Raw genomic sequence first — 21,790 nt, 5'->3', positions numbered from 1 at the left:
GAGCACTCACCCATGTCAGTCGCAGATTTCGTCGTCGTCGCCAACCGACTTCCCGTCGACCGGGTCGTGGGTCCTGACGGAGACGAGGAGTGGCGGACCTCCCCGGGCGGTCTGGTCGCCGCACTCGAGCCGATGATGCGCAGTGCGCGCGGAGCCTGGGTCGGGTGGGCCGGCCAGCCGGATGTCGAGCTGGATCGATTCGAGATCAACGGCATCGACCTGATCCCGGTGCCGCTCAGCGCCGAGGAGGTCGCCGACTACTACGAGGGCTTCGCGAACGACACGATCTGGCCGCTGTACCACGACGTCATCGCGCCGCCGCAGTACCACCGCGAATGGTGGGAGGCGTACGTCAAGGTCAACCGCCGTTTCGCGGAGGCAGCCGCCGACGTCGTCGCACAGGACGGCACCGTCTGGGTGCACGACTACCAGCTGCAGCTGGTGCCGCAGATGATCCGCGAACTGAGGCCCGATGTCACGATCGGCTACTTCCACCACATCCCGTTCCCTGCGCACGGGCTCTATGCCCAGCTCCCGTGGCGTGATCAGGTGCTCAAAGGCCTGCTCGGCGCTGATGTCATCGGCTTCCAGCGCGCACAGGACGCCACCTACTTCCTGACCGCTGTGCGCCGTCGTCTGCGTCACGAGGTGAAGGGGTCGGCGGTCACCATCCCGACCGAGGGGGCGGCACGCGCACCGCCGTCGCTCGGGCCTTCCCGATCTCGATCGACACCGCTCCGTACCTCGAGCTCGCGGCACGCCCCGATGTCCGAGCGCGCGCGGCCGAGATCAGAGCGAGCCTCGGCAACCCGAAGAAGATCCTCCTGGGCGTGGACCGCCTCGACTACACCAAGGGCATCCGGCATCGCATCAAGGCGTACGGCGAGCTCCTCGAAGACGGCAAGCTGAGCGTCGACGACGTCACCTTCGTGCAGGTCGCGAGTCCGAGCCGAGAGCGTGTCGACGCGTACGTGCATCTTCGCGATGAGATCGAACTCGCGGTCGGGCGCATCAACGGCGATCACGACACCATGGGGCACACCGCCATCCGCTATCTGCACCAGGGCTACCCGCGCGAGGAGATGGTCGCACTGTACCTCGCCGCCGACGTCATGCTCGTGACCGCGCTGCGCGACGGCATGAACCTCGTCGCGAAGGAGTACGTCGCGACGCGGGCCGACAATCGCGGGGTGCTCGTGCTGAGCGAGTTCACGGGCGCCGCCGACGAGCTGCGGCAGGCGGTGCGCGTCAACCCGCACGACATCGCCGGGTTGAAGGACGCGATCATGACCGCGGTCACCATGACGCCCGCTGAGCAGGGCAAGCGGATGCGGTCGCTGCGACGTCGCGTGCTGGAGAACGACGTGAACGCGTGGTCGTCGTCGTTCCTGCGCGCACTCGCGGACGTCCGCGGACGCTGATCGGCCGGGTCGCACCGTTCCGCCGGGTCATACTGGGAGGACACCGCCTCGATTGGAGACACTGTGACCCGTAGCTGGACCCCGGAGCCGCAGACCCGGCGCTGAGCGCCATCGCCGCCACACCCAGACTGATCGTCGCGCTGGACTTCGACGGCACGGCATCTCCGCTCGTCCCCGATCCGATGGCCGCCAGGGCTCTGCCCGAGGTCGCCGTGCAGGTCGCCCGTCTCGCGGCGCTCCCCGACACGGTCGTCGCCTACGTCTCCGGGCGCAGCATGCACGACCTGCGGGTGATCACCGAGCACACGGATGACTCGCTGATCGCGCTGGCCGGATCGCACGGTGCGCAGTACTGGTATCCCGGGGTCGGCGCCAACGAGGCCGACGGCGACACCGCGGAGGGGTCGCGAGAGGAGCTGTGGGAGGCCGCGCGGCCGATCATCGATCGATACGAGGGGGCGGAGCTCGAGCCCAAGACCTTCGGAATGGGTGTGCACACCCGCACGGCCACACCGGAGGTCGAGAAGGCGGTGTTCGCCGAGATCGATGCACTCGTCGCGGAGCGCTTCCCGCACTGGCGACGCCGCTCGGGGCACCGCGTGCTCGAGTTCTCGTCGCGGAACGAGGGCAAGGACGCCGCGATGACCGCGTTGCGCGAGCATTTCGACGCCACCGCCATCCTTTTCGCCGGCGATGACGTCACGGACGAGGACGCCATGCGCGTGCTCAGCGGCGACGATCTCGGCGTCCGCGTGGGACCGGGGGAGAGCGCCGCCGAGCTTCGTGTGGAGAACCCACAACAGATCGCCCTGCTTCTGGAGGCGCTCGCGGACGAGCGCACCTCCCGGCGGGAATAGACTTCCGTCATGTCCTCGCATGATCCCTCCACCAGCGCGCCCATCGACATCAAGCCCCGCAGCCGCGTCGTCACCGACGGCATCGAGGCGACGACCTCCCGAGGCATGCTCCGTGCCGTCGGCATGGGCGACGCCGACTGGGACAAGCCCCAGATCGGCATCGCCTCCAGCTGGAACGAGATCACACCCTGCAACCTGAGCCTCGACCGGCTCGCGCAGGGTGCCAAGGAGGGCGTGCACTCCGGCGGCGGGTACCCGCTGCAGTTCGGGACGATCTCGGTCTCGGACGGCATCTCGATGGGCCACGAGGGCATGCACTTCTCGCTCGTGTCGCGCGAGGTCATCGCCGACTCGGTCGAGACCGTGATGATGGCCGAGCGACTCGACGGATCGGTGCTGCTCGCCGGTTGCGACAAGTCGATCCCCGGAATGCTGATGGCCAGCGCCCGGCTCGACCTGTCGAGCGTGTTCCTCTACGCCGGCTCCATCGCACCGGGCTGGGTCAAGCTCTCGGACGGCACCGAGAAGGACGTCACGATCATCGACTCGTTCGAGGCCGTCGGCGCCTGCCGCGCGGGACTCATGAGCGAAGAGGACCTCAAGCGCATCGAATGCGCGATCGCACCGGGTGAGGGCGCCTGCGGTGGCATGTACACGGCGAACACGATGGCGTCGGTCGCCGAGGCCCTGGGCCTGAGCCTTCCCGGTTCCGCCGCTCCGCCCGCCGCGGATCGTCGTCGTGACTACTTCGCGCACCGTTCCGGCGAGGCCGTCGTCAACCTGCTCCGCCAGGGCATCACGACCCGCGACATCCTCACCAAGGAGGCGTTCGAGAACGCGATCGCCCTCGCGATGGCCCTGGGCGGTTCGACCAACGTCGTGCTGCACCTGCTCGCGATCGCGCGCGAGGCCGAGGTCGAGCTGAGCCTGCACGACTTCAACCGCATCGGTGACAAGGTGCCGCACGTCGCGGACATGAAGCCGTTCGGCAAGTACGTCATGAACGACGTCGACCGCCACGGCGGCATCCCCGTGATCATGAAGGCGATGCTCGACGAGGGCCTGCTGCACGGTGACGCGCTCACCGTGACGGGCAAGACGCTCGCCGAGAACCTCGCGGACCTCGACCCGCAGCCCATCGATGGCGAGGTCATCCACACCTTCGACAACCCGATCCACGCGACCGGCGGCCTGACGATCCTGCACGGGTCGCTCGCGCCCGAGGGTGCCGTCGTGAAGACCGCGGGCTTCGACGCGGCCGTCTTCGAGGGCTCCGCCCGGGTGTTCGAGCGCGAGCGCGCGGCCATGGACGCCGTGGCCAACGGCGAGATCGAGGCGGGCACCGTCATCGTCATCCGCTACGAGGGTCCGAAGGGCGGACCCGGTATGCGCGAGATGCTCGCCATCACCGCGGCCATCAAGGGCGCGGGGCTCGGGAAAGATGTACTACTCTTGACTGACGGACGATTCTCAGGCGGCACAACCGGCCTGTGCATCGGCCACATAGCACCCGAAGCGGTGGACGCAGGTCCTATCGCCTTCGTGCGCGATGGTGATCTGATACGGGTCGATATCGCAGCTCGCTCTCTCGACCTACTCGTCGACGAGGCGGAGCTCGCCTCCCGCCGCTCTGGCTGGGAGCCGCTACCCCCGCGCTATACCCGTGGCGTTCTTGCCAAGTACTCGCGTCTCGTGCGGTCCGCCGCCGAGGGCGCGACGACCGGCTGATCCGCGTCGGCTCCGGCATCCCAGCCTCCGACGTCGCCAACAGACCACCAGAAGGAGTGTCATGACTGCTGACACCGTCTCGGCTGTGCCGAGGCCGCCCGCACCCAAGTCCGCCGCACCGGAGATCTCCGGAGCCGAGGCCGTGGTCCGCACGCTCGAGCTCCTCGGCGTCAAGGACGTCTTCGGTCTTCCCGGAGGAGCGATCCTCCCGGTCTACGACCCGCTGATGGACGCCGCCGAGCTGCGGCACATCCTCGTGCGGCACGAACAGGGAGCGGGACACGCCGCCGAAGGCTACGCGTCGTCCTCGGGCAAGGTCGGCGTCTGCATCGCGACGTCGGGTCCTGGTGCGACCAACCTCGTGACCGCGATCGCCGACGCCTACATGGACTCGGTGCCGCTGCTCGCGATCACCGGGCAGGTGTTCTCGACGCTGATGGGCACTGACGCGTTCCAGGAGGCCGACATCGTCGGCATCACGATGCCGGTCACGAAGCACTCGTTCCTCGTGAAGGATGCGTCGGAGATCCCGGGCGCCATCGCGGCGGCCTATGAGATCGCCTCGACCGGCCGACCGGGACCGGTGCTCGTCGACATCACGAAGGACGCCCAGCAGGCGATGGCGCCGTTCGTCTGGCCTCCCAAGTACGACCTGCCCGGATACCGCCCCGTGACCAAAGCGCACGGCAAGCAGATCCAGGCGGCGGCGGCCCTTCTGGCCGAGGCCAAGAAGCCGGTGCTGTACGTCGGCGGCGGTGTGATCCGCGGTCGCGCGTCTGCCGAGCTGCTCGGCCTCGCCGAGACCACGAAGGCGCCCGTCGTGACCACACTCATGGCTCGCGGCGCATTCCCCGACTCCCACCAGCAGCACCTCGGCATGCCGGGCATGCACGGCACCGTTCCGGCGGTGCTGGCGCTGCAGGAGGCCGACCTGATCGTGTCCCTCGGGGCGCGGTTCGACGACCGCGTGACCGGCAAGGCCGCGCTCTTCGCGCCGAACGCCAAGGTCGTGCACGTCGACATCGATCCGGCCGAGATCTCGAAGATCCGCACCGCAGACGTGCCGATCGTGGGCGACGTCCGCGACGTGCTGGTCGATCTCGAGTCGGCGTTCCGCACCGCGATCACCACCACGACCCCTGATACCGAGGAGTGGTGGTCGTACCTCGACGGGCTGCGCAACGAGTTCCCGCTCGGGTACGCGCCGACGACCGACGGCCTCCTCGCGCCGCAGTACGTGATCCAGCGGATCGGTGAGCTGACCGGGCCGGAGGGCATCTACGCCGCGGGCGTGGGACAGCACCAGATGTGGGCTGCGCAGTTCATCAAGTACGAGCGCCCCAACGCCTGGCTGAACTCCGGGGGCGCAGGAACCATGGGCTACTCGGTTCCCGCTGCGATGGGCGCGAAGGTCGCCGAGCCCGACCGTGTGGTGTGGGCGATCGACGGTGACGGCTGCTTCCAGATGACCAATCAGGAGCTCGCCACCTGCACGATCAACAACATCCCGATCAAGGTCGCGATCATCAACAACTCGTCGCTGGGCATGGTGCGCCAGTGGCAGACGCTGTTCTACGACGGCCGCCACTCGAACACCGACCTCAACACCGGTCACGGCACCGTCCGCATCCCCGACTTCGTGAAGCTCGCGGAGGCATATGGCTGCCTCGCGATCCGCGTGGAGAAGGAGGAGGAGGTGGACGCGGCGATCAAGCTCGCCCTCGAGACGAACGACCGTCCCGTCGTCATCGACTTCGTCGTCAGCGCCGATTCGATGGTGTGGCCGATGGTTCCCCAGGGCGTGAGCAACAGCTACGTCCAGTACGCCCGCGAGCACGCGCCCGCATTCGACGAGGAGGACTGACCATGTCGACTCACGTGCTGAGCCTCCTCGTGGAGAACACCCCCGGCCTGCTGACCCGAGTCGCGGGACTGTTCGCACGCCGTGGCTTCAACATCGACTCTCTCGCGGTGGGCGTGACCGAGGTGCCTGGCATCTCGCGCATCACGGTCGTCGTCGACCTCGAGGATCTTCCTCTCGAGCAGGTGACCAAGCAGCTCAACAAGCTGATCAACGTCATCAAGATCGTCGAGCTCGACTTTCCGACCTCGGTGCAGCGCGAGCACATGCTCGTCAAGGTGCGCACCGACAACGCGACCAGGTCGAACGTCATCGAGGTGGCGAACCTGTTCCGCGCCTCTGTGGTGGACTACGCCTCCGACGCGCTGGTGATCGAGGTCACCGGTGACCGGGGCAAGGTCGACGCCATGCTCCGGGCCCTCGAGCCTTTCGGAATCAAGGAGATCGCGCAGTCGGGCCTCCTCGCCATCGGCCGCGGCGGCAAGAGCATCACCGAGCGCGTCCTGCGCGGCTGACCAGATTTCACACACGTACACGAACATCAATCAAGGAGAGAAACCAGTGAGCACCGAGATCTTCTACGACGCAGACGCCGATCTGTCGATCATCCAGGGCAAGAAGGTCGCGATCGTCGGCTACGGCTCGCAGGGTCACGCGCACGCGCAGAACCTTCGCGACTCGGGTGTCGAGGTCGCCATCGCCCTCAAGGAGGGGTCGAAGTCGGCGCCGAAGGCGGAAGAGGCCGGATTCGCGGTCAAGACCGTCGCCGACGCGACGCAGTGGGCCGACCTCATCATGATCCTCGCGCCGGACCAGCACCAGCGCACGATCTACAGCGAGTCGATCGCACCGAACCTCACCGAGGGCAAGACGCTCGCCTTCGCGCACGGCTTCAACATCCGCTTCGGCTACATCGATGCTCCTGAGGGCGTCGACGTGATCCTCGTCGCCCCGAAGGCTCCGGGTCACACGGTCCGTCGCGAGTTCGTCGCCGGCCGTGGAATCCCCGACATCATCGCCGTCGAGCGGGACGCATCGGGCAACGCGTGGGCCACGGCGCTCTCGTACGCGAAGGCCATCGGCGGCACCCGCGCCGGCGTCATCAAGACGACCTTCACCGAAGAGACCGAGACCGACCTGTTCGGCGAGCAGGCCGTGCTGTGCGGTGGCGTCAGCCACCTCGTGCAGGCCGGCTTCGAGACGCTCACCGAAGCGGGATACCAGCCGCAGATCGCGTACTTCGAGGTGCTGCACGAGCTGAAGCTCATCGTCGACCTCATGTGGGAGGGCGGCATCGCGAAGCAGCGTTGGTCGGTCTCCGACACTGCTGAGTACGGCGACTACGTCTCGGGCCCCCGCGTCGTGACCCCCGAGGTCAAGGAGTCGATGAAGGCGATCCTCGCGGACATCCAGAACGGCAACTTCGCGAAGCGCTTCATCGACGACCAGGACAACGGCGCGGAGGAGTTCCTGGCACTGCGTGCCAAGGAGGAGACGCACCCGATCGAGGCCACCGGCAAGGAGCTGCGCTCGCTCTTCGCATGGAAGCAGCAGGACGAAGACTACGTCGACGGCAGCGCTGCGCGCTGATCTGAGACGGTCGAAGAGAAGGGCCCGGTGCGGATCGCACCGGGCCCCTTCTCGCGGTTCTGCGGGTCACTCCGCCGGAGCCTCCTCGACCTCGATCGGGGCGTCGGCGGGGTCTGCCCATACCGGCGCGGGCAGAAGAGTGTCGACCGCTCCGCCCTGGATCTCGCGCAACGCGTCCTCGATCTCGTCGGCGTTCTCGGGCACGGCGAGACCGCAGGTGCGCAGCTCGGAGGCGAACTTCAGCGTGAGGCGGCTCTTGCCGGCCTCCACGGCCTCAGCGGTGGTGCCGGTGCGCTTCTCGCTGCCGGTCTGGATGTCGGAGACCTCATCGCACACGTGGTAAACCGCACCGCCGTCGACCCACACGACCTCGTCCTTTCCGAGCATCAGGATGACCGCCGACTGGTCGGCCGTGTACTTCTCGACGGACGGCGGGTTGAAGTCGACACCGATCACCGTGGCGAGCAGGGCGAGGACCACGCCGACGATGCCGGCCGTCGTCTTCTGCCCCTTGCTCATGTCCTTGTTGAGGAAGATCAGGATCACCAGGGGGAGGAAGGCCACGACCGCGATGATCGCGCCGAGCTGGTTCTGCACGAAGAAGCGCACGGTCTCGGATCGGCGCGCAGGGTCGAGCCTGTTCGCCTTCTTCCAGAGCAGCGAGCCGGTGATCGCTAGCGCGGCGATGACCACGAGCAGGACGAGAAGCGTGACGAACGCCCACTGCGGGAACTGCGCCGTGACGCCCTGCTCCTCCAGGAGGCCCGTGTCGGGGTCGCGCACGAGCGTGCCGTCCTCGCCGACGTACTCGCGCTGGCGGAGCAGCCAGAAGATCGACACCGCCTCGGCCGCGATGGCGAGACCCCACAGGACCGCGGCGATCCAGCGGAACGTCGTCGCCCGCGACTTCGCCGCGGCTGTCGGCTTCCATCCCGCGGCGGGCTCGTCGGCTCCGCCCGGTGTGCTCTGGTCGACCCTGTCGTTCTGCTCGGCCACTGGCTTCCCTTCCGGAGAGGGCCGCGGTGGCCCAGATGCCCCCGAGCATAGTGGACGACGTGTCCTACGCTGGGGACATGACTTCCGACTCCGACGATGCCCTGAGCTGGGACGGCGACGACGGCGTCGCGCCGAAGGCGCGCACTCCGAAGCGCCCTGAGAGCGAGGCGTCCACCCAGCGGGATCACGCCGACGATGCGGCGCTGCCGGACGGCTGGAACGCCGTCGGCCGCGGCAGCGAGGCCGTCGGTCGCGTCGAGACCGACGGCACCGTCACGATGCCGGACGAGCAGGAATCAGCACACCTGAGCACCGCGATGCTGCTGACCCTCGGGGTCGTCGGCGGCGTGTACCTCCTGTACAGCATCGGATGGGTCGTCGGAGGGATGCGGCTGAAGCCGCTGGCCAATCTGATCGTGGCCGATGCCATGTACGTGCCGTGGTTCGTGCTCGCGGTCGCGGCGCCCGCACTCTGGTTCCTCGCGGTGTGGGTCTTGACCCGTGCGAAGGCGACGTGGGTCCGGGTCGGACTGCTGCTGCTCGGAGTGGTGCTGCTCGTGCCCTGGCCTTTCGTGACGGTGGGGGTGATCGGATCATGACCGAGCAGTCGACCTCTCCGGCGACCTCCGCCTCCCCGCGGTGGCTCAATGCACTCGTGCTCGGAGTCGCAGGACTCTTCTACGCCTATGCGATCTGGAATGCCGTCGCTCACCTCGTCTCCATGGCCCAGAGCGGACTCACCGGCATCGGCTGGGTGACCCTTCTCTTCGGAGTGGTGTTCCCGGCGCTCGTCTTCGTGTTCGCGTACGTGATCGGGCGACGGCGACGCGCGGGCGAGCTCGCTCTGGTGCTGCTGGCGGGTCTCGGCGTCGTGGCGGTGTTCTGGCTGAGCCTGATCGGCTACAGCATCCTCAACATGTCCGATCTCGTGACCGTCGCTCTCTGACGGACGGCGTCACACGGCACGGAGCAGCGGAGCCGCTCGGGTACAGTTGAAGTGATCGCGCCCCCACGGTGTGCGGCGCATCGGCCCCCTGTCGCGCTGCCCCGAAGGATCCCTGTGCCGAAGCCCGTCGTGCTCATCGCTGAAGTTCTCTCTCCCGCCACGATCGAGGCCCTCGGCCCCGACTTCGACGTTCGCAACGTCGACGGCACCGACCGCGAAGCGCTGTTCGCCTCGCTCGCGGATGCCGACGCGGTGCTCATCCGTTCGGCGACGCACATCGACGAAGAGGCGCTCACCCACGCTCCGAAGCTCAAGGTCGTCGCCCGCGCGGGCGTCGGGCTCGACAACGTCGACATCAAGGCAGCCACCGCCGCGGGTGTCATGGTGGTCAACGCGCCGACCTCGAACATCGTCTCGGCCGCCGAGCTGACGGTCGGCCACATCCTCAGCCTCGCCCGTCGCATCCCCGCCGCACACGCATCGCTCGCGGCCGGTCAGTGGAAGCGCAGCTCGTTCACGGGAGCCGAGCTCTTCGAGAAGACGGTCGGCATCGTCGGCCTCGGCCGCATCGGAGCTCTCGTCGCCGCGCGCCTCGCCGCGTTCGACATGCGCGTCGTCGCTTACGACCCCTACGTCACCTCGGCCCGCGCGCAGCAGCTCGGTGTCCAGCTCCTCTCGCTCGACGAGCTCGTCGCAGAGGCGGACTTCCTCACGATCCACATGCCGAAGACGCCGGAGACGACCGGCATGATCGGTGCCGAGCAGTTCACGGCCATGAAGCCCACGGCCTTCGTCGTCAACGTCGCCCGCGGTGGCCTCATCGACGAGGAAGCGCTGCACGCGGCCCTCGTCGCCGGTGAGATCGCGGGTGCGGGTCTCGACGTCTTCACCTCCGAGCCCCCGGCCGAGGGCGGAACTGCTCGTCCGCTGCTCGACCTCCCGAACGTCGTCGTCACTCCGCACCTGGGTGCCAGCACGGAGGAGGCGCAGGAGAAGGCCGGGGTCTCGGTCGCGCGTTCCGTGCGCCTCGCGCTGGGCGGCGACCTCGTTCCCGATGCGGTCAACGTGGCCGGGGGAGTCATCGACCCGTATGTGCGCCCCGGCATCTCGCTCGTCGAGAAGCTCGGCCAGATCTTCGCGGCGCTCGCGACGTCGCCTCTCACGAGCCTCGATGTCGAGGTGCACGGCGAGCTCAACGACTACGACGTGAGCGTGCTGAAGCTCGCCGCGCTCAAGGGCGTCTTCACGAACATCGTCAGCGAGACCGTGTCGTACGTCAACGCACCGCTGCTCGCCGACCAGCGCGGTATCGCGGTCCGTCTGCTCAAGGACGACGTGAGCGACGAGTACCGCAACGTCATCACTCTGGCCGGAGCGCTCTCCGACGGCACGCAGCTGTCGGTGTCGGGCACCCTCACGGGTCCCAAGCAGGCAGAGAAGCTGGTCGCCATCAATGACCACGCCCTCGAGCTGCCGATCGAGAAGCACCACGTCGTGATGCTCTACACCGACCGTCCCGGCATCGTCGCGGTCTACGGTCAGAAGTTCGGCGAGGCCGGTATCAACATCGCAGGCATGCAGATCTCGCGCCTGGGGGCGGGCGATCAGGCGCTCAGCGTTCTCACCCTCGACTCGCCGGTCTCGGACGATCTGCTCGACGACCTGCGCAACGAGATCGACGCAGACCTGTTCCGTCAGATCGAGATCACCGAGGTCTGATCGCAGGGGAGACTCCGACAGAGCGGGAGGAGCGACCGGGAGGTCGCTCCTCCCGCTCTGTCGTTCCCGGCCTCAGGGAGCGGTGGCGCGCAGCACGAGCGCGATCAGGTCGGACAGCTCGTCACTTCTCGGCACCAGGCGCTCGGGACCGTGCACATCGAGCGAGTTGTTGAAGTACAGGCCGTCACTGAGCAGCATCACGAGATCGAGGCTCGCGGCATCCCGCACATGAGGACGGATCGTGTCCTCCCAGCGGTCGCGGTTGCGTCGCAGCGCGTCGGCAGCGGGTGCCGAGCCGCCTTGGGCCAGGCGGGTGGCGGCGATGAGGACGCGGTCCAGCGCGTCGTCCTCCATCACGGAGGTGCGCACGTAGTACGCGACGGGGCCCTCTTCGGCCGAGGTCATCCGCTCGAGATCCAGAGTGGTGAGCGCATCGAGGCGCTCGATGAGGCCCGCTGCCAGCTCGTCCTTCGAGCCGAAGTGATAGAGGAGGCCGCCCTTCGACACGCCGGCGGCCTTCGCTGTCGCATCCAACGTGGCCGCCCGCTCACCGTCTTCGATGACGATCGATTCGAAGGCGTCCAGGACGCGTTCGCGGGCGAGGGGAGGTCGGGGCATCGGGGATCCTCTGTTCGTCTCGATTCACAGTAGCGCGGCCGTATGACGATTCTGTTACTATACCATCTGGACGGTTTAGTAACGATGCCGTCGTGATCCTGAGAGGTGTTCCATGACCCGTACTGCGTCGATCCCGACGACAGAGACGGATGCTCCCCGCGTCGGCGCCCGTGGCTGGGCGGCACTCGTCGTGCTCATGCTGCCGGTGCTCCTGGTGTCGGTGGACAACACGGTGCTGAGCTTCGCACTGCCCGAGATCTCCATCGCGCTCGCGCCCACCGGAGCGGAGCAGCTGTGGATCATCGATGTGTATCCGCTCGTGCTCGCCGGGCTGCTCGTGACCATGGGCACACTCGGAGACCGCTTCGGGCGTCGTCGGATGCTGCTGATCGGCGCGACCGGCTTCGCGGCCGTGTCGGCACTCGCTGCGTTCGCCCCCACGGCAGGTCTTCTCATCGCCGCGCGAGCGCTGCTCGGCTTCTTCGGTGCGATGCTGATGCCGTCGACCCTCTCGCTGCTGCGCTCGATCTTCACGAACCGCGATCAGCGGCGCCTCGCCATCGCGGTCTGGGCGTCGGCGTTCTCCGCGGGCTCGGCCCTCGGGCCGATCGTCGGCGGCTTCCTGCTCGAGCACTTCGACTGGGGCTCGGTCTTCCTGATCGCCGTGCCCGTGCTGATCCCGCTCCTCATCGCGGCGCCGCTGCACGTTCCCGAAAGCCGTGACCCGCACCCCGGACGCATCGACATCGTCAGCATCATGCTCTCGATGGCAGCGATGATCCCGGTCGTCTACGCGATCAAGTCGCTCGCCGTCGACGGCCCCAGCCTCACTGCGGGGGCGTGGGCGCTGCTCGGCATCGTGATGGGGTATCTCTTCGTGCGGCGTCAGCTCGCTGCCGAGGTCCCGATGCTCGACATGCAGCTGTTCCGCCGGGGCTCCTTCTCGGGGGCGATCCTCGTGAACCTCCTGAGCGTCGTGGCGCTCGTGGGCTTCCTCTACTTCGTGTCGCAGCACCTGCAGCTCGTCCTCGGTCTCTCGCCGATGACGGCCGGCGCAGCGCTCGTGCCCGGAATGGCCGCGATGATCGTCGCCGGCCTCTCGGTCGTGCCGATCTCACGGCGAGTGCCACCGCACGTGCTCGTGCCCGCCGGTCTCGCGTTCTCTGTCGCCGGCTACCTCCTGGTCGCGTTCACGACGGCGGATCACGGCGTCGCTCCGCTGATCATCGCCTTCGTGGTGCTGGGCATCGGCATCGGGGCGGCGGAGACGATCTCGAATGAGCTGATCCTGTCCAGTGCTCCGGCCGAGAAGGCGGGCGCGGCCAGCGCCGTCTCCGAGACCGCCTACGAGCTGGGAGCGGTGCTCGGCACCGCCGTCCTCGGCGGCCTGATCACCGCGTTCTACCGCGGGGCGCTGGTGATTCCCTCCGGCATCCCAGCGGAGGCGGCGCACGCCGCGACGGAGACGCTGGCCGGCGCCTACACTGCCGCGAAGGATCTGCCCGCGCAGCTCGGAGACGCGCTGTGGGATGCGGCTGCCGCCGCCTTCGGATCGGGTGTCCTGGTGACCTCGCTGATCGGCGCGGGCCTGGTGATCGTGGCCGGGGTGATCGCCGCCGTCACACTGCGCAAGGCGCCCTCGCACTGACCAGTACGCTGGGAGGACCGGCCGCTCGGCATGCATCCGAGCGTCGGCCGGTCCATCCCGATGCAAGGAGTGTCATGTCGCGTGTCGTGAAGCTGGCCGTCATCCCCGGTGACGGAATCGGCCCAGAGGTCGTCGCCGAGGCCGAGAAGGTCCTCGACGCGGTCACCGCATCGAGCGATGTGACGTTCGACAAGACGCGCTTCTCGCTCGGCGCCGCCCGTTTCCTCGAGACGGGCGACACTCTCACCGACGATGATCTGCAGTCGATCTCCGAACACGACGCGATCCTGCTCGGCGCGGTCGGCGGCACGCCAGGAGACCCGCGCCTGAAGGACGCGAACATCGAGCGCGGCCTGCTGCTGAAACTACGCTTCACGCTGGATCATTACGTCAATCTGCGTCCGTCCAAGCTCTTCGCCGGTGCCTCGGGTCCGCTCGCGAACCCCGGCGAGATCGACTTCGTCGTCGTCCGCGAGGGCACTGAGGGGCCGTACGTCGGCAACGGCGGCGCGATCCGCAAGGGCACACCGCACGAGGTCGCCAACGAGACGTCGGTGAACACGGCATTCGGTGTCGAGCGGGTCGTGCGATACGCGTTCGATCTCGCCGAACGTCGCAGCAAGAAGATCACCCTCGTGCACAAGACGAACGTGCTCGTGCACGCCGGCGCCATCTGGCAGCGCGTCGTCGACGAAGTCTCGTCCGAGCATCCCGACGTGTCCGTCGACTACCTGCACGTCGATGCCGCGACGATCTTCCTCGTCACCGATCCCTCGCGCTTCGACGTGATCGTCACCGACAACCTCTTCGGCGACATCCTCACCGATCTCGCAGGCGCTGTCACCGGCGGCATCGGACTCGCCGCATCGGGCAACATCAACCCCGACGGCACCTTCCCGTCGATGTTCGAGCCGGTGCACGGCTCGGCTCCCGACATCGCGGGGCAGCAGAAGGCCGACCCCACCGCGGCGATCCTGTCGGTCGCGCTGCTGCTCGACCACCTCGGACTCGGAGCGGAGGCCGCTCGAGTGAGTGCCGCCGTCGAATCCGACATCGCGACCCGCACGGGTGCGCGCACGACCGCGGAGATCGGCTCCGCGATCGCTGCTCTGCTCTGACCGACAGGCGTAGGCTGAGACGGCGCGAGGATGCGCGCCGCATGAGGAATGGATGACGAGATGACGACCATCGACGCCGAGACCACCGTGGCTCCGCTGGAGTTCGCTGTGACCAAGAACCTGACCGCCGCGACGCCCGGTCGGGTCGCCGAGGTTCACGAGAACCCGGGGTTCGGTGTCGTGTTCACTGACCACATGGTCGACATCTGCTGGTCCGTCAAGGGCGGATGGCACCGACCGCGCGTGCAGCCCTACGGACCCATCCCGCTCGACCCGGCCGCGTCCGTGCTGCACTACGCCCAGGAGATCTTCGAGGGCATCAAGGCCTATCGTCACGCCGACGGCTCGATCCACACGTTCCGCCCCGACCGCAACGCGGCACGACTGCAGGCCAGCGCGCGTCGACTCGCGCTCCCGGAGCTGCCCACCGAGTACTTCATCCAGTCGCTGCGCGAGATCATCGCGGTCGACGGTCGCTGGGTGCCTTCAGGTGCCGACCAGAGCCTGTACCTGCGTCCGTTCATGTTCGCCAAGGAGGCCTTCCTCGGTGTTCGCGCGGCTCAGAAGGTCGCGTACTACGTGATCGCCAGCCCAGCCGGAGCGTACTTCACCGGGGAGTGAAGCCCGTGCGGATCTGGCTCTCCGAGGACTACGCCCGTGCCGGCAAGGGCGGCACCGGCAAGGCGAAGACCGGCGGCAACTACGCCTCGAGCCTGCTCGCGCAGAGTGAGGCGAGCGCGAAGGGCTGCGACCAGGTCGTGTTCCTCAACGAGCAGCGCAACGTCGAGGAGCTCGGCGGCATGAACGTCGTGTTCGTCTTCAAAGACGGCCGCGTCGTGACGCCCGAGTCCGACAGCATCCTCGAGGGGATCACACGCGATTCGCTGCTGCAGCTCGCCGAAGACCGCGGCTACACGGTGGAGAAGCGTCCGATCTCCATCGACGAGTGGCGCGAGGGTGTGGCCTCAGGCGACATCGTCGAGGTCTTCGCCTGCGGCACCGCCGCCGTCGTGACTCCCATCGGTGCTCTCGTCGGCGAGGGCTTCGATGAGCCGCAGCCGCTCGGCGAACTGGCCCTGTCGCTGCGCGAAGAGCTCACCGACATCCAGTACGGCCGCCGTGAGGACAAGCACGGCTGGCTTCTGCGGCTCGACGCCTGAGCCTTCGTACTCTCGAGACCCCGCTGCGCTTCCGTGCAGCGGGGTCTCGTCGTGCAGCACGCTGGATAGGCTGGTGGCATGAAGATCGCCCGATTCAGCCATGACGACGCCATCCTCTTCGGGATCGTCGATGACACCGACCTCGTCGTCCTCTCGGGCGATCCGCTCTTCGCGGGCTACGAGCCCACGGGTGACCGGGTGCCGATCGCGGACGCGGTGATCCTCGCTCCGGTGATCCCGCGCTCCAAGATCGTCTGCGTCGGCAAGAACTACCACGATCACGCCGCCGAGATGGGCGGAGTCGCCCCCGAGGAGCCGCTGCTGTTCCTCAAGCCCAACACCGCCGTCATCGGCCCGGGAGACGCCATCGTGCGCCCCTCGATCTCGGAGCAGACCGAGTACGAGGGTGAGCTCGCTGTCGTGATCGGCAGGGTCGCGAAGAACGTGAAGGCCGCGGATGCCCTCGATCACGTGCTCGGCTACACGATCGCCAACGACGTCACCGCGCGTGACCTCCAGCGCAAGGACGGTCAGTGGGCTCGGGCGAAGGGCTTCGACACCTTCTGCCCTCTCGGCCCGACCATCAGCACCGACTTCGACCCCTCGGTCGCGACGATCGAGACCCGCGTCAACGGCGAGGTGCGGCAGAAGGCGCCGCTCACCGACATGATCCACTCGGTCGAGGCGATCATCGAGCATGCCTCGGCGGCCTTCACGCTGCTCCCCGGTGACGTCATCCTCACGGGTACGCCGGCAGGTGTGGGGGAGTTCGTCGCCGGGGACACCGTCGAGGTCGAGATCACCGGACTGGGTATCCTGCGCAACACCGTGCGCGACGCCGTGCGCGCATCATGACCGTCGTCGCCCTCACGGCTGCTCAGCAGGCGGCGGTGCAGCGGCGAACCGTGCTGGTTCTCTCCACAGGGCAGGTGCTGGGCGGGATCGCATTCGGGGCGACGGTGTCTCTCGGCGCTCTGCTTGCGGCCGACATCTCGGGCAGCGACGCCCTCTCGGGGCTCGCGACGGCGTCGGTCACCCTCGGGGCCGCGCTGTGCGCCATCCCGCTCGCGCGCCTGGCTGCCAAGATGGGCCGACGCCGAGCCCTCACCTTGGGAAACCTTTTCGCACTCGTCGGCATCGCGGTGGTGATCCTCGCGGCGTCGTTGCGGGTGTTCCCGCTGCTGCTCGTCGGCATCCTGATGATCGGCGCCGGCAATGCGGGCAATCTGCAGTCGCGGTTCGCCGCGACCGACCTCGCCGCACCGCAGCATCGCGGAAGGGATCTCTCGATCGTGGTCTGGGCGACCACCATCGGCGGTGTCGCTGGGCCGTTGCTGCTGGGGCCGGGGGAGATCGTCGGGGCGGCGATCGGCATGCCGCCACAGACCGGTTCCTACGCCTTCTCGTTCGTCGCTCAGTGCGTCGCGCTCGTCCTGTACCTCGTGGCGCTCCGGCCCGACCCGCTTCTGGCAGCGCAGCGGCTCGCCTCGGCGGCCGCGAAGGCGACGGGCGCCGTCGTCGCCGACCGACCTGTGGTCGCGCGCTACGCGATGTTCGCGGTGGCCGGTTCGCACGTGGTGATGGCCTCCGTCATGGCGATGACCCCGGTCCACCTCGCCCACATGGCGCACGGTGCACACGGCATGGCGCCCACCCCGGCCGATGTCTCGGCTCTCGTGGGCATCACGATCGCCCTGCACGTCGGAGGCATGTACGCGCTGTCACCCGTCTTCGGCATCCTCGCCGACAGATGGGGCCGGCTGCGCGTGGTTCTGCTGGGTCAGATCCTTCTCGGCGGGGCGCTCGCCTTCGCCGTCTTCGCGAACGATCGGGAGTGGGGCGTGATCGTCGCTCTCATCCTGCTGGGACTCGGATGGAGCGCGGCGACGGTGGCAGGGGCCGCGCTGCTGACCGAGTCGAGTGCCCCCGAGATCCGCACGCGCAGGCAGGGCCGCAGCGATTCGCTGATGAGCCTCTCGGCCGCAGCAGGCGCTGTGCTCGCGGGTGTGGTGCTCGCGAACTTCCAGTACGCAGGGCTCGGGATCGCGGCATCGGTGATCGTCATCGCCATCGTCGCGCTGTCGCCGCTCGGCCGCTCGCGCGGATGAAGGACTGGACGGGCACCGGGCGCGCATACGCCGACTCCTACGCGTCGCTCTGCGTCGGGACCGCGGAGGCCCTGCTCGGAGCGTTCGGAACCCCTGGGAAACGGACGCTGCTCGACGTGGGGTCGGGCACAGGAATGCTCACGGCCGCATTCGCCGATGCCGGCTGGGATGCGACCGGATGCGAGCCCGAGCCGACGATGCGAGACGTCGCGCTGCGCGAGCATCCCGAGATTCCGGTGCGCGACGGAACGCTGCCTGACCTGCCTTTCGAGGACGGCCAGTTCGACGTCGTCGTGGCGAACTTCGTGCTGAACCACGTCGCCGACCCCGAGCATCCGCGGCGGAGCTCCTCCGCGTCTCCGTAGATCTGGTGTCGGCGACGATCTGGACGAACTCGCCCACCTGGCTCTGGCGGGAGGTGTGCGAGCGTGCGGCACTCATTCCTGCGACGGGGAGCGACTGCCGCCGGAGAAGGACTTCGAGCGCACCGTCGACGGCTTCGCGAGGATGCTCGACGACGCGGGCTGGCCGCGCCCGCAGGTGTCTGAGATCACCTGGACGTGGTCGGCCGATGCGACCGCGCTGTGGGCGTCCGCCGAGGGAGGCGTCGGGGGAGCCGGTCAGTTCTACCGTGCGCTCGACGACGCCGGTCGGCGCTCGTTCCGCGCGGCCTTCGAGTTCGTGTGCGCCGAGCGGTCGATCGCCGGACGCCTGCCGCTGGCGCATTCTGCGGCGGTCGCCGTCGCGCCGCGAGGCTGAGACCGCCCAGGGCAGAATGCCCAGGGCTCCCCGGTGCCGCGACCGCCTCCGTGAGCGCGGCACCGAGGAGCACCTGAATCGCGGCGATCAGGTGTACCAGGTCGGCTCAGGCACCTCGTTGCGCAGCACGTAGTAGCCGACCTCCCGCTTCTTGTACGCGATCGGGTCGTGCAGGCTGTGCGTGCGCAGGTTGCGCCAGAAGATGTCGAGGCCGACCGAATTGGCCGAGGCCCTGGCGCCGGTGAGCTCGTAGATCTTCGTGGCGACCTCCAGGCCGTCGTCGACGATGCGCAGCTTCCCCGCCGCGATGCGCACGGCGATCTCGCCACGTCGACGTGCAGTGAGTTCTTCGCGCGGGGCGTGCAGCACCGCACTGATCTCGGCGCCCACGGCATCGAGCAGCGCTTCGTCGGCCCACAGCTTCGATGCCAGCTCGCCATAGCCTTCGAGCAGATACCACTCGTCTGTCGCGTGCTGCTTGTCATCGCCGCCGTACGGCCACGGGCGGGTCACAGATCGCGTGTAGGCGGATGCCGTCTGGAGGGCACCCTGTGCGATGCCGAGGTAGAAGTTCGCGAAGACGAGCTGGATGGTCGGCACGTTCAGAGTGTTGTAGGTCAAGGGGCGGAACACCCGGTCGACGAAGCCGGCTGCCGCCGACCAGGGGACTCGGACGTCGCGGATCTCGACCGAGCCCGATTCGGTGAGTCGCTGCCCCAGGTTGTCCCAGTCGTCTCCGAAGACGATCCCCTCCTGAGCCGTGGGGACGATCGCGAAGATGTGCGTCTCGGTGCCTTCGAGGACGCCTTCGAGGACGGTCAGGTCCGAGATCTGGCCGCCCGTCGAGAAGGACTTGCGCCCGGAGAACACGAGATCATCGCCGTCTTCGCGGATCACCAAGTCGGAGTCGCGCGGGTTGACCGCGCCGCCGAAGACGAAGTCGTTCGCGGTGTACAGCTCCTCGACCGCGGCGATCTGCTCTTCGGTTCCGACGAGACGGGCCGCCCACGCCCAGAGGTAGTGATACCCGAGGACCTGTCCGATCGACCCGTCGCCGCGGGCCACCGCCCTGATCACCTTGTAGGCGGTGTCCCAGCTCTCACCGGCGCCGCCGTGGGCGCGAGGGCCGAGCAGGGTGACCAGCCCCGAGTCCTTGAGCAGCTGGACCTCGGCCCGAGGGGTCGCATTCGCGCGGTCCCGCTCGACGGCATCCACCGCGAGGATGTCGGCCACCTCCTCGGCGCGGTCGATCCACTCGAGGCTGGTCTGAGGTCTTGGCGTGCCGCGCCAGCGATCGCTGAGGCCTGTCGTCACTGCATCCGTGATTGTCATGTTGTCACCCTTCCGGTTGGTCGATGCGGCAACGATAGGAGCGCGTCGGCGTCGAATGCGGGTTGTTACCCAGGGTGAGGGACTGTTACCCACGGTGACCCCTCCTGAGCGGCCCGCGACCGCTGGCGATCGGGGAGGTCGAGACGCCACCCGGCAACTAGAATCGAGGGGATATGGCTACCCCGCACCCCCTCACCACGACCGCCAGCGGCTCCGACGTACGCGTCCGCTTCTGCCCCTCGCCCACCGGACTGCCGCACGTCGGCATGGTCCGCACGGCCCTCTTCAACTGGGCGTACGCCCGCCACAACGGCGGGAAGATGGTGTTCCGCATCGAGGACACCGACGCCGCGCGCGACAGTGAGGAGAGCTTCCGCCAGCTCGTCGACGCTCTGACCTGGCTCAAGATCGACTGGGATGAGGGCGTCGAGGTCGGTGGGCCGCATGCCCCGTACCGCCAGTCCGAGCGTCACGACATCTATCGCGGCGTGATCGACAAGCTCCTCGCCTCCGGCGCCCTGTACGAGAGCTTCTCCACGGCGGAGGAGATCGACGCCCGCAACGAGGCGGCCGGACGCGCGAAGCAGCTCGGCTACGACAATCACGACCGGGATCTCACGACTGAGCAGAAGGACGCGTTCCGCGCGGAGGGTCGTCAGCCGGCACTCCGACTGCGCGTGCCTGACGAGGACCTCACCTACGTCGATCTGATCCGCGGTGAGGTGACCTTCCCCGCCGGTTCCTTCCCGGACTTCGTGGTGGTGCGTCCGAACGGGATCCCGCTCTACACGTTCGTGAATCCCGTCGACGACGCGCTCATGGGCATCACGCACGTTCTGCGCGGCGAAGACCTGATGCCCTCCACGGCTCGTCAGCTCGCGCTGTACGCGGCCCTGATCGACGCCGGCGTCACCACGTTCGTCCCGCGGTTCGCTCACATGCCGCTCGTGCTCGGCGAGACGGGCAACAAGAAGCTCTCCAAGCGCGACCCTCAGGCGGATCTTTTCCTGCACCGGGATCGCGGATTCATCCACGAGGGTCTCCTGAACTATCTGGCGCTGCTCGGCTGGTCCATCGGTCACGACCGCGATGTCTTCACGCTCGAGGAGTTCACCGAGGCGTTCGACATCGTGGACGTCAACCCGAACCCGGCTCGGTTCGACCAGAAGAAGGCCGAGTCGATCAACGGCGACCACATCCGCAAGCTCGACGAGAAGGACTTCGCCGAGAGGACGATCCCGTACCTCGCGGCCGCGGGCCTCTTCGACGAGCCGACTCACGAAGAGCTCGTGCTCGCCTTCCGGGTCGCCCCGCTCGTGCAGGAGCGCGTGCAGCTGCTCGGCGACGTGCCCGGCATGGTCGGCTTCCTCTTCTCCGACGACGTCTCGTATGACGCCGACGCGCTCAAGGGGCTCCCTGCGAACGCCGGCGAGGTTCTCGACGCGTGCGTGGTGGCTCTCGAGCCGGTGACCGACTTCACCCCCGAGAAGATTCAGGAGGCTCTCGCAGCGGCGCTCGTCGAGAGCCTCGAGCTCAAGCCGCGTGTCGCCTACGGTCCTCCGCGTGTCGCGATCACGGGACGCCGCATCTCGCCGCCGCTGTTCGAATCCATGGAGCTCCTGGGCAAGGACGAGTCGCTGCGACGGCTCCGGTTGCTGTCGGAGTTCCTGGCCGGCTGAGACGGCCTGGTCGACGAGGGAGAGTCGCCGATGAGTGCTCTCCCTCGTCATCCCCGCCCGCGACGCGCCCGGACGAACGGCGGCGTTTTGGTATTAGGGCCGCGGCTCGGGTAAGCTTGACTCTCGGTGCGAGACTCCGGTTTCGCCCTTGGGGTATGGTGTAATTGGCAACACGGCGGTTTCTGGTTCCGTTGTTCTTGGTTCGAGTCCAGGTACCCCAGCAAGACAAAAACCCCCGCTCAGGCGGGGG

Annotated in this window: 18 protein-coding genes, 1 tRNA gene and 2 pseudogenes; 18 read left to right on the top strand and 3 right to left on the bottom strand. The window is 68.0% G+C overall.

Features of this window, described 5'->3' with window-relative positions; translation table 11 throughout:
* Positions 1-12 precede the first annotated feature (12 nt).
* From ACZZ93_RS03500 to ilvC, 6 genes and pseudogenes are all read left to right on the top strand, one after another.
* Positions 13-1,421, top strand: a pseudogene (locus tag ACZZ93_RS03500) (alpha,alpha-trehalose-phosphate synthase (UDP-forming)).
* Between the two features lie 182 nt (positions 1,422-1,603).
* The gene (locus ACZZ93_RS03495; RefSeq protein ID WP_463510474.1) at positions 1,604-2,278 is read left to right on the top strand and encodes a trehalose-phosphatase; all 675 of its coding nucleotides are present in this window, start codon (positions 1,604-1,606) and stop codon (positions 2,276-2,278) included.
* Between the two features lie 9 nt (positions 2,279-2,287).
* Positions 2,288-4,006 (top strand): dihydroxy-acid dehydratase, encoded by a 1,719-nt coding sequence (gene ilvD, locus ACZZ93_RS03490; protein WP_053095858.1) that lies wholly within the window; start codon positions 2,288-2,290, stop codon positions 4,004-4,006.
* Between the two features lie 61 nt (positions 4,007-4,067).
* The gene (locus tag ACZZ93_RS03485; protein ID WP_463510473.1) at positions 4,068-5,870 is read left to right on the top strand and encodes an acetolactate synthase large subunit; all 1,803 of its coding nucleotides are present in this window, start codon (positions 4,068-4,070) and stop codon (positions 5,868-5,870) included.
* Between the two features lie 2 nt (positions 5,871-5,872).
* Positions 5,873-6,382, top strand: a complete 510-nt coding sequence (ilvN, locus tag ACZZ93_RS03480) for an acetolactate synthase small subunit (protein WP_056278631.1) — start codon at positions 5,873-5,875, stop codon at positions 6,380-6,382.
* Positions 6,383-6,407: 25 nt separating this feature from the next.
* Positions 6,408-7,457, top strand: coding sequence for a ketol-acid reductoisomerase (gene ilvC / locus ACZZ93_RS03475; protein ID WP_072592268.1), 1,050 nt, complete (start codon positions 6,408-6,410; stop codon positions 7,455-7,457).
* A gap of 66 nt (positions 7,458-7,523) precedes the next feature.
* Here ilvC and ACZZ93_RS03470 read toward each other — a convergent pair whose 3' ends face one another.
* Positions 7,524-8,453: a hypothetical protein gene (locus ACZZ93_RS03470; protein ID WP_187249538.1), complete on the bottom strand. Its 930-nt coding sequence runs from the start codon at positions 8,451-8,453 to the stop codon at positions 7,524-7,526.
* A 77-nt stretch (positions 8,454-8,530) separates the two neighbouring features.
* Here ACZZ93_RS03470 and ACZZ93_RS03465 point away from each other — a divergent pair, with 77 nt between their 5' ends.
* The 3 genes from ACZZ93_RS03465 to serA all read left to right on the top strand — a co-directional run bounded on the left by ACZZ93_RS03465 (position 8,531) and on the right by serA (position 11,118).
* Positions 8,531-9,052: a hypothetical protein gene (locus ACZZ93_RS03465; RefSeq protein ID WP_463510472.1), complete on the top strand. Its 522-nt coding sequence runs from the start codon at positions 8,531-8,533 to the stop codon at positions 9,050-9,052.
* A complete protein-coding gene (locus tag ACZZ93_RS03460; protein WP_056278633.1) occupies positions 9,049-9,399 on the top strand; it encodes a hypothetical protein in 351 nt (116 codons plus the stop codon). Before ACZZ93_RS03465 ends, ACZZ93_RS03460 begins: the two co-directional genes overlap by 4 nt.
* Positions 9,400-9,513: 114 nt before the next feature.
* Complete coding sequence (gene serA, locus ACZZ93_RS03455) at positions 9,514-11,118, top strand: phosphoglycerate dehydrogenase (protein WP_053095864.1); 1,605 nt, start codon at positions 9,514-9,516, stop codon at positions 11,116-11,118.
* Between the two features lie 72 nt (positions 11,119-11,190).
* Here the strand turns inward: serA and ACZZ93_RS03450 are convergent, their stop codons facing one another.
* Positions 11,191-11,736 carry a TetR/AcrR family transcriptional regulator gene (locus tag ACZZ93_RS03450; protein ID WP_053095865.1) on the bottom strand — a complete coding sequence of 182 codons (546 nt, stop codon included), beginning with the start codon at positions 11,734-11,736 and terminating at the stop codon, positions 11,191-11,193.
* 112 nt (positions 11,737-11,848) lie between these two features.
* Between ACZZ93_RS03450 and ACZZ93_RS03445 the strand changes: the two genes are divergently transcribed.
* The 7 genes and pseudogenes from ACZZ93_RS03445 to ACZZ93_RS03415 all read left to right on the top strand — a co-directional run bounded on the left by ACZZ93_RS03445 (position 11,849) and on the right by ACZZ93_RS03415 (position 18,529).
* A complete protein-coding gene (locus ACZZ93_RS03445; RefSeq protein WP_463510471.1) occupies positions 11,849-13,384 on the top strand; it encodes an MFS transporter in 1,536 nt (511 codons plus the stop codon).
* Between the two features lie 74 nt (positions 13,385-13,458).
* Entirely contained in the window at positions 13,459-14,502 is a 1,044-nt protein-coding gene (locus ACZZ93_RS03440) for a 3-isopropylmalate dehydrogenase (RefSeq protein WP_463510470.1), read from the top strand.
* A gap of 60 nt (positions 14,503-14,562) precedes the next feature.
* Positions 14,563-15,662: pseudogene (locus ACZZ93_RS03435) on the top strand (branched-chain amino acid aminotransferase).
* A 78-nt stretch (positions 15,663-15,740) separates the two neighbouring features.
* Complete coding sequence (locus ACZZ93_RS03430) at positions 15,741-16,517, top strand: fumarylacetoacetate hydrolase family protein (RefSeq protein ID WP_187249545.1); 777 nt, start codon at positions 15,741-15,743, stop codon at positions 16,515-16,517.
* Positions 16,514-17,770, top strand: a complete 1,257-nt coding sequence (locus tag ACZZ93_RS03425; RefSeq protein ID WP_463510469.1) for an MFS transporter — start codon at positions 16,514-16,516, stop codon at positions 17,768-17,770. Before ACZZ93_RS03430 ends, ACZZ93_RS03425 begins: the two co-directional genes overlap by 4 nt.
* Positions 17,767-18,135: a class I SAM-dependent methyltransferase gene (locus ACZZ93_RS03420; RefSeq protein WP_463510468.1), complete on the top strand. Its 369-nt coding sequence runs from the start codon at positions 17,767-17,769 to the stop codon at positions 18,133-18,135. The genes ACZZ93_RS03425 and ACZZ93_RS03420 overlap by 4 nt, the downstream gene beginning before the upstream one ends.
* A 55-nt stretch (positions 18,136-18,190) precedes the next feature.
* Positions 18,191-18,529, top strand: coding sequence for a hypothetical protein (locus ACZZ93_RS03415; protein ID WP_463510467.1), 339 nt, complete (start codon positions 18,191-18,193; stop codon positions 18,527-18,529).
* Between the two features lie 87 nt (positions 18,530-18,616).
* Here ACZZ93_RS03415 and ACZZ93_RS03410 read toward each other — a convergent pair whose 3' ends face one another.
* Positions 18,617-19,861, bottom strand: coding sequence for an acyl-CoA dehydrogenase family protein (locus ACZZ93_RS03410; RefSeq protein WP_463510466.1), 1,245 nt, complete (start codon positions 19,859-19,861; stop codon positions 18,617-18,619).
* 173 nt (positions 19,862-20,034) lie between these two features.
* Between ACZZ93_RS03410 and gltX the strand changes: the two genes are divergently transcribed.
* A complete protein-coding gene (gene gltX, locus ACZZ93_RS03405; RefSeq protein WP_056278639.1) occupies positions 20,035-21,540 on the top strand; it encodes a glutamate--tRNA ligase in 1,506 nt (501 codons plus the stop codon).
* 149 nt (positions 21,541-21,689) lie between these two features.
* Positions 21,690-21,761 (top strand) — tRNA-Gln (locus tag ACZZ93_RS03400).
* Positions 21,762-21,790 lie beyond the last annotated feature (29 nt).

The sequence above is a fragment of the Microbacterium sp. AC026 genome, assembly GCF_979258475.1.
Note: the sequence above shows the minus strand (reverse complement) of the source record. Positions and strands in the feature narration are given on the sequence as shown.

Coding starts and splice junctions, on each gene's coding strand:
- ACZZ93_RS03440 (WP_463510470.1), top strand. CDS start 13,459: ATGTCGCGTGTCGTGAAGCTGGCCGTCATCCCCGGTGACGGAATCGGC.
- ACZZ93_RS03430 (WP_187249545.1), top strand. CDS start 15,741: ATGAAGATCGCCCGATTCAGCCATGACGACGCCATCCTCTTCGGGATC.
- ACZZ93_RS03485 (WP_463510473.1), top strand. CDS start 4,068: ATGACTGCTGACACCGTCTCGGCTGTGCCGAGGCCGCCCGCACCCAAG.
- ACZZ93_RS03450 (WP_053095865.1), bottom strand. CDS start 11,736: ATGCCCCGACCTCCCCTCGCCCGCGAACGCGTCCTGGACGCCTTCGAA.
- ACZZ93_RS03410 (WP_463510466.1), bottom strand. CDS start 19,861: ATGACAATCACGGATGCAGTGACGACAGGCCTCAGCGATCGCTGGCGC.
- ACZZ93_RS03495 (WP_463510474.1), top strand. CDS start 1,604: ATGGCCGCCAGGGCTCTGCCCGAGGTCGCCGTGCAGGTCGCCCGTCTC.
- ilvN (WP_056278631.1), top strand. CDS start 5,873: ATGTCGACTCACGTGCTGAGCCTCCTCGTGGAGAACACCCCCGGCCTG.
- ACZZ93_RS03465 (WP_463510472.1), top strand. CDS start 8,531: ATGACTTCCGACTCCGACGATGCCCTGAGCTGGGACGGCGACGACGGC.
- ACZZ93_RS03425 (WP_463510469.1), top strand. CDS start 16,514: ATGACCGTCGTCGCCCTCACGGCTGCTCAGCAGGCGGCGGTGCAGCGG.
- ACZZ93_RS03445 (WP_463510471.1), top strand. CDS start 11,849: ATGACCCGTACTGCGTCGATCCCGACGACAGAGACGGATGCTCCCCGC.
- gltX (WP_056278639.1), top strand. CDS start 20,035: ATGGCTACCCCGCACCCCCTCACCACGACCGCCAGCGGCTCCGACGTA.
- ACZZ93_RS03420 (WP_463510468.1), top strand. CDS start 17,767: ATGAAGGACTGGACGGGCACCGGGCGCGCATACGCCGACTCCTACGCG.
- ilvD (WP_053095858.1), top strand. CDS start 2,288: ATGTCCTCGCATGATCCCTCCACCAGCGCGCCCATCGACATCAAGCCC.
- ACZZ93_RS03460 (WP_056278633.1), top strand. CDS start 9,049: ATGACCGAGCAGTCGACCTCTCCGGCGACCTCCGCCTCCCCGCGGTGG.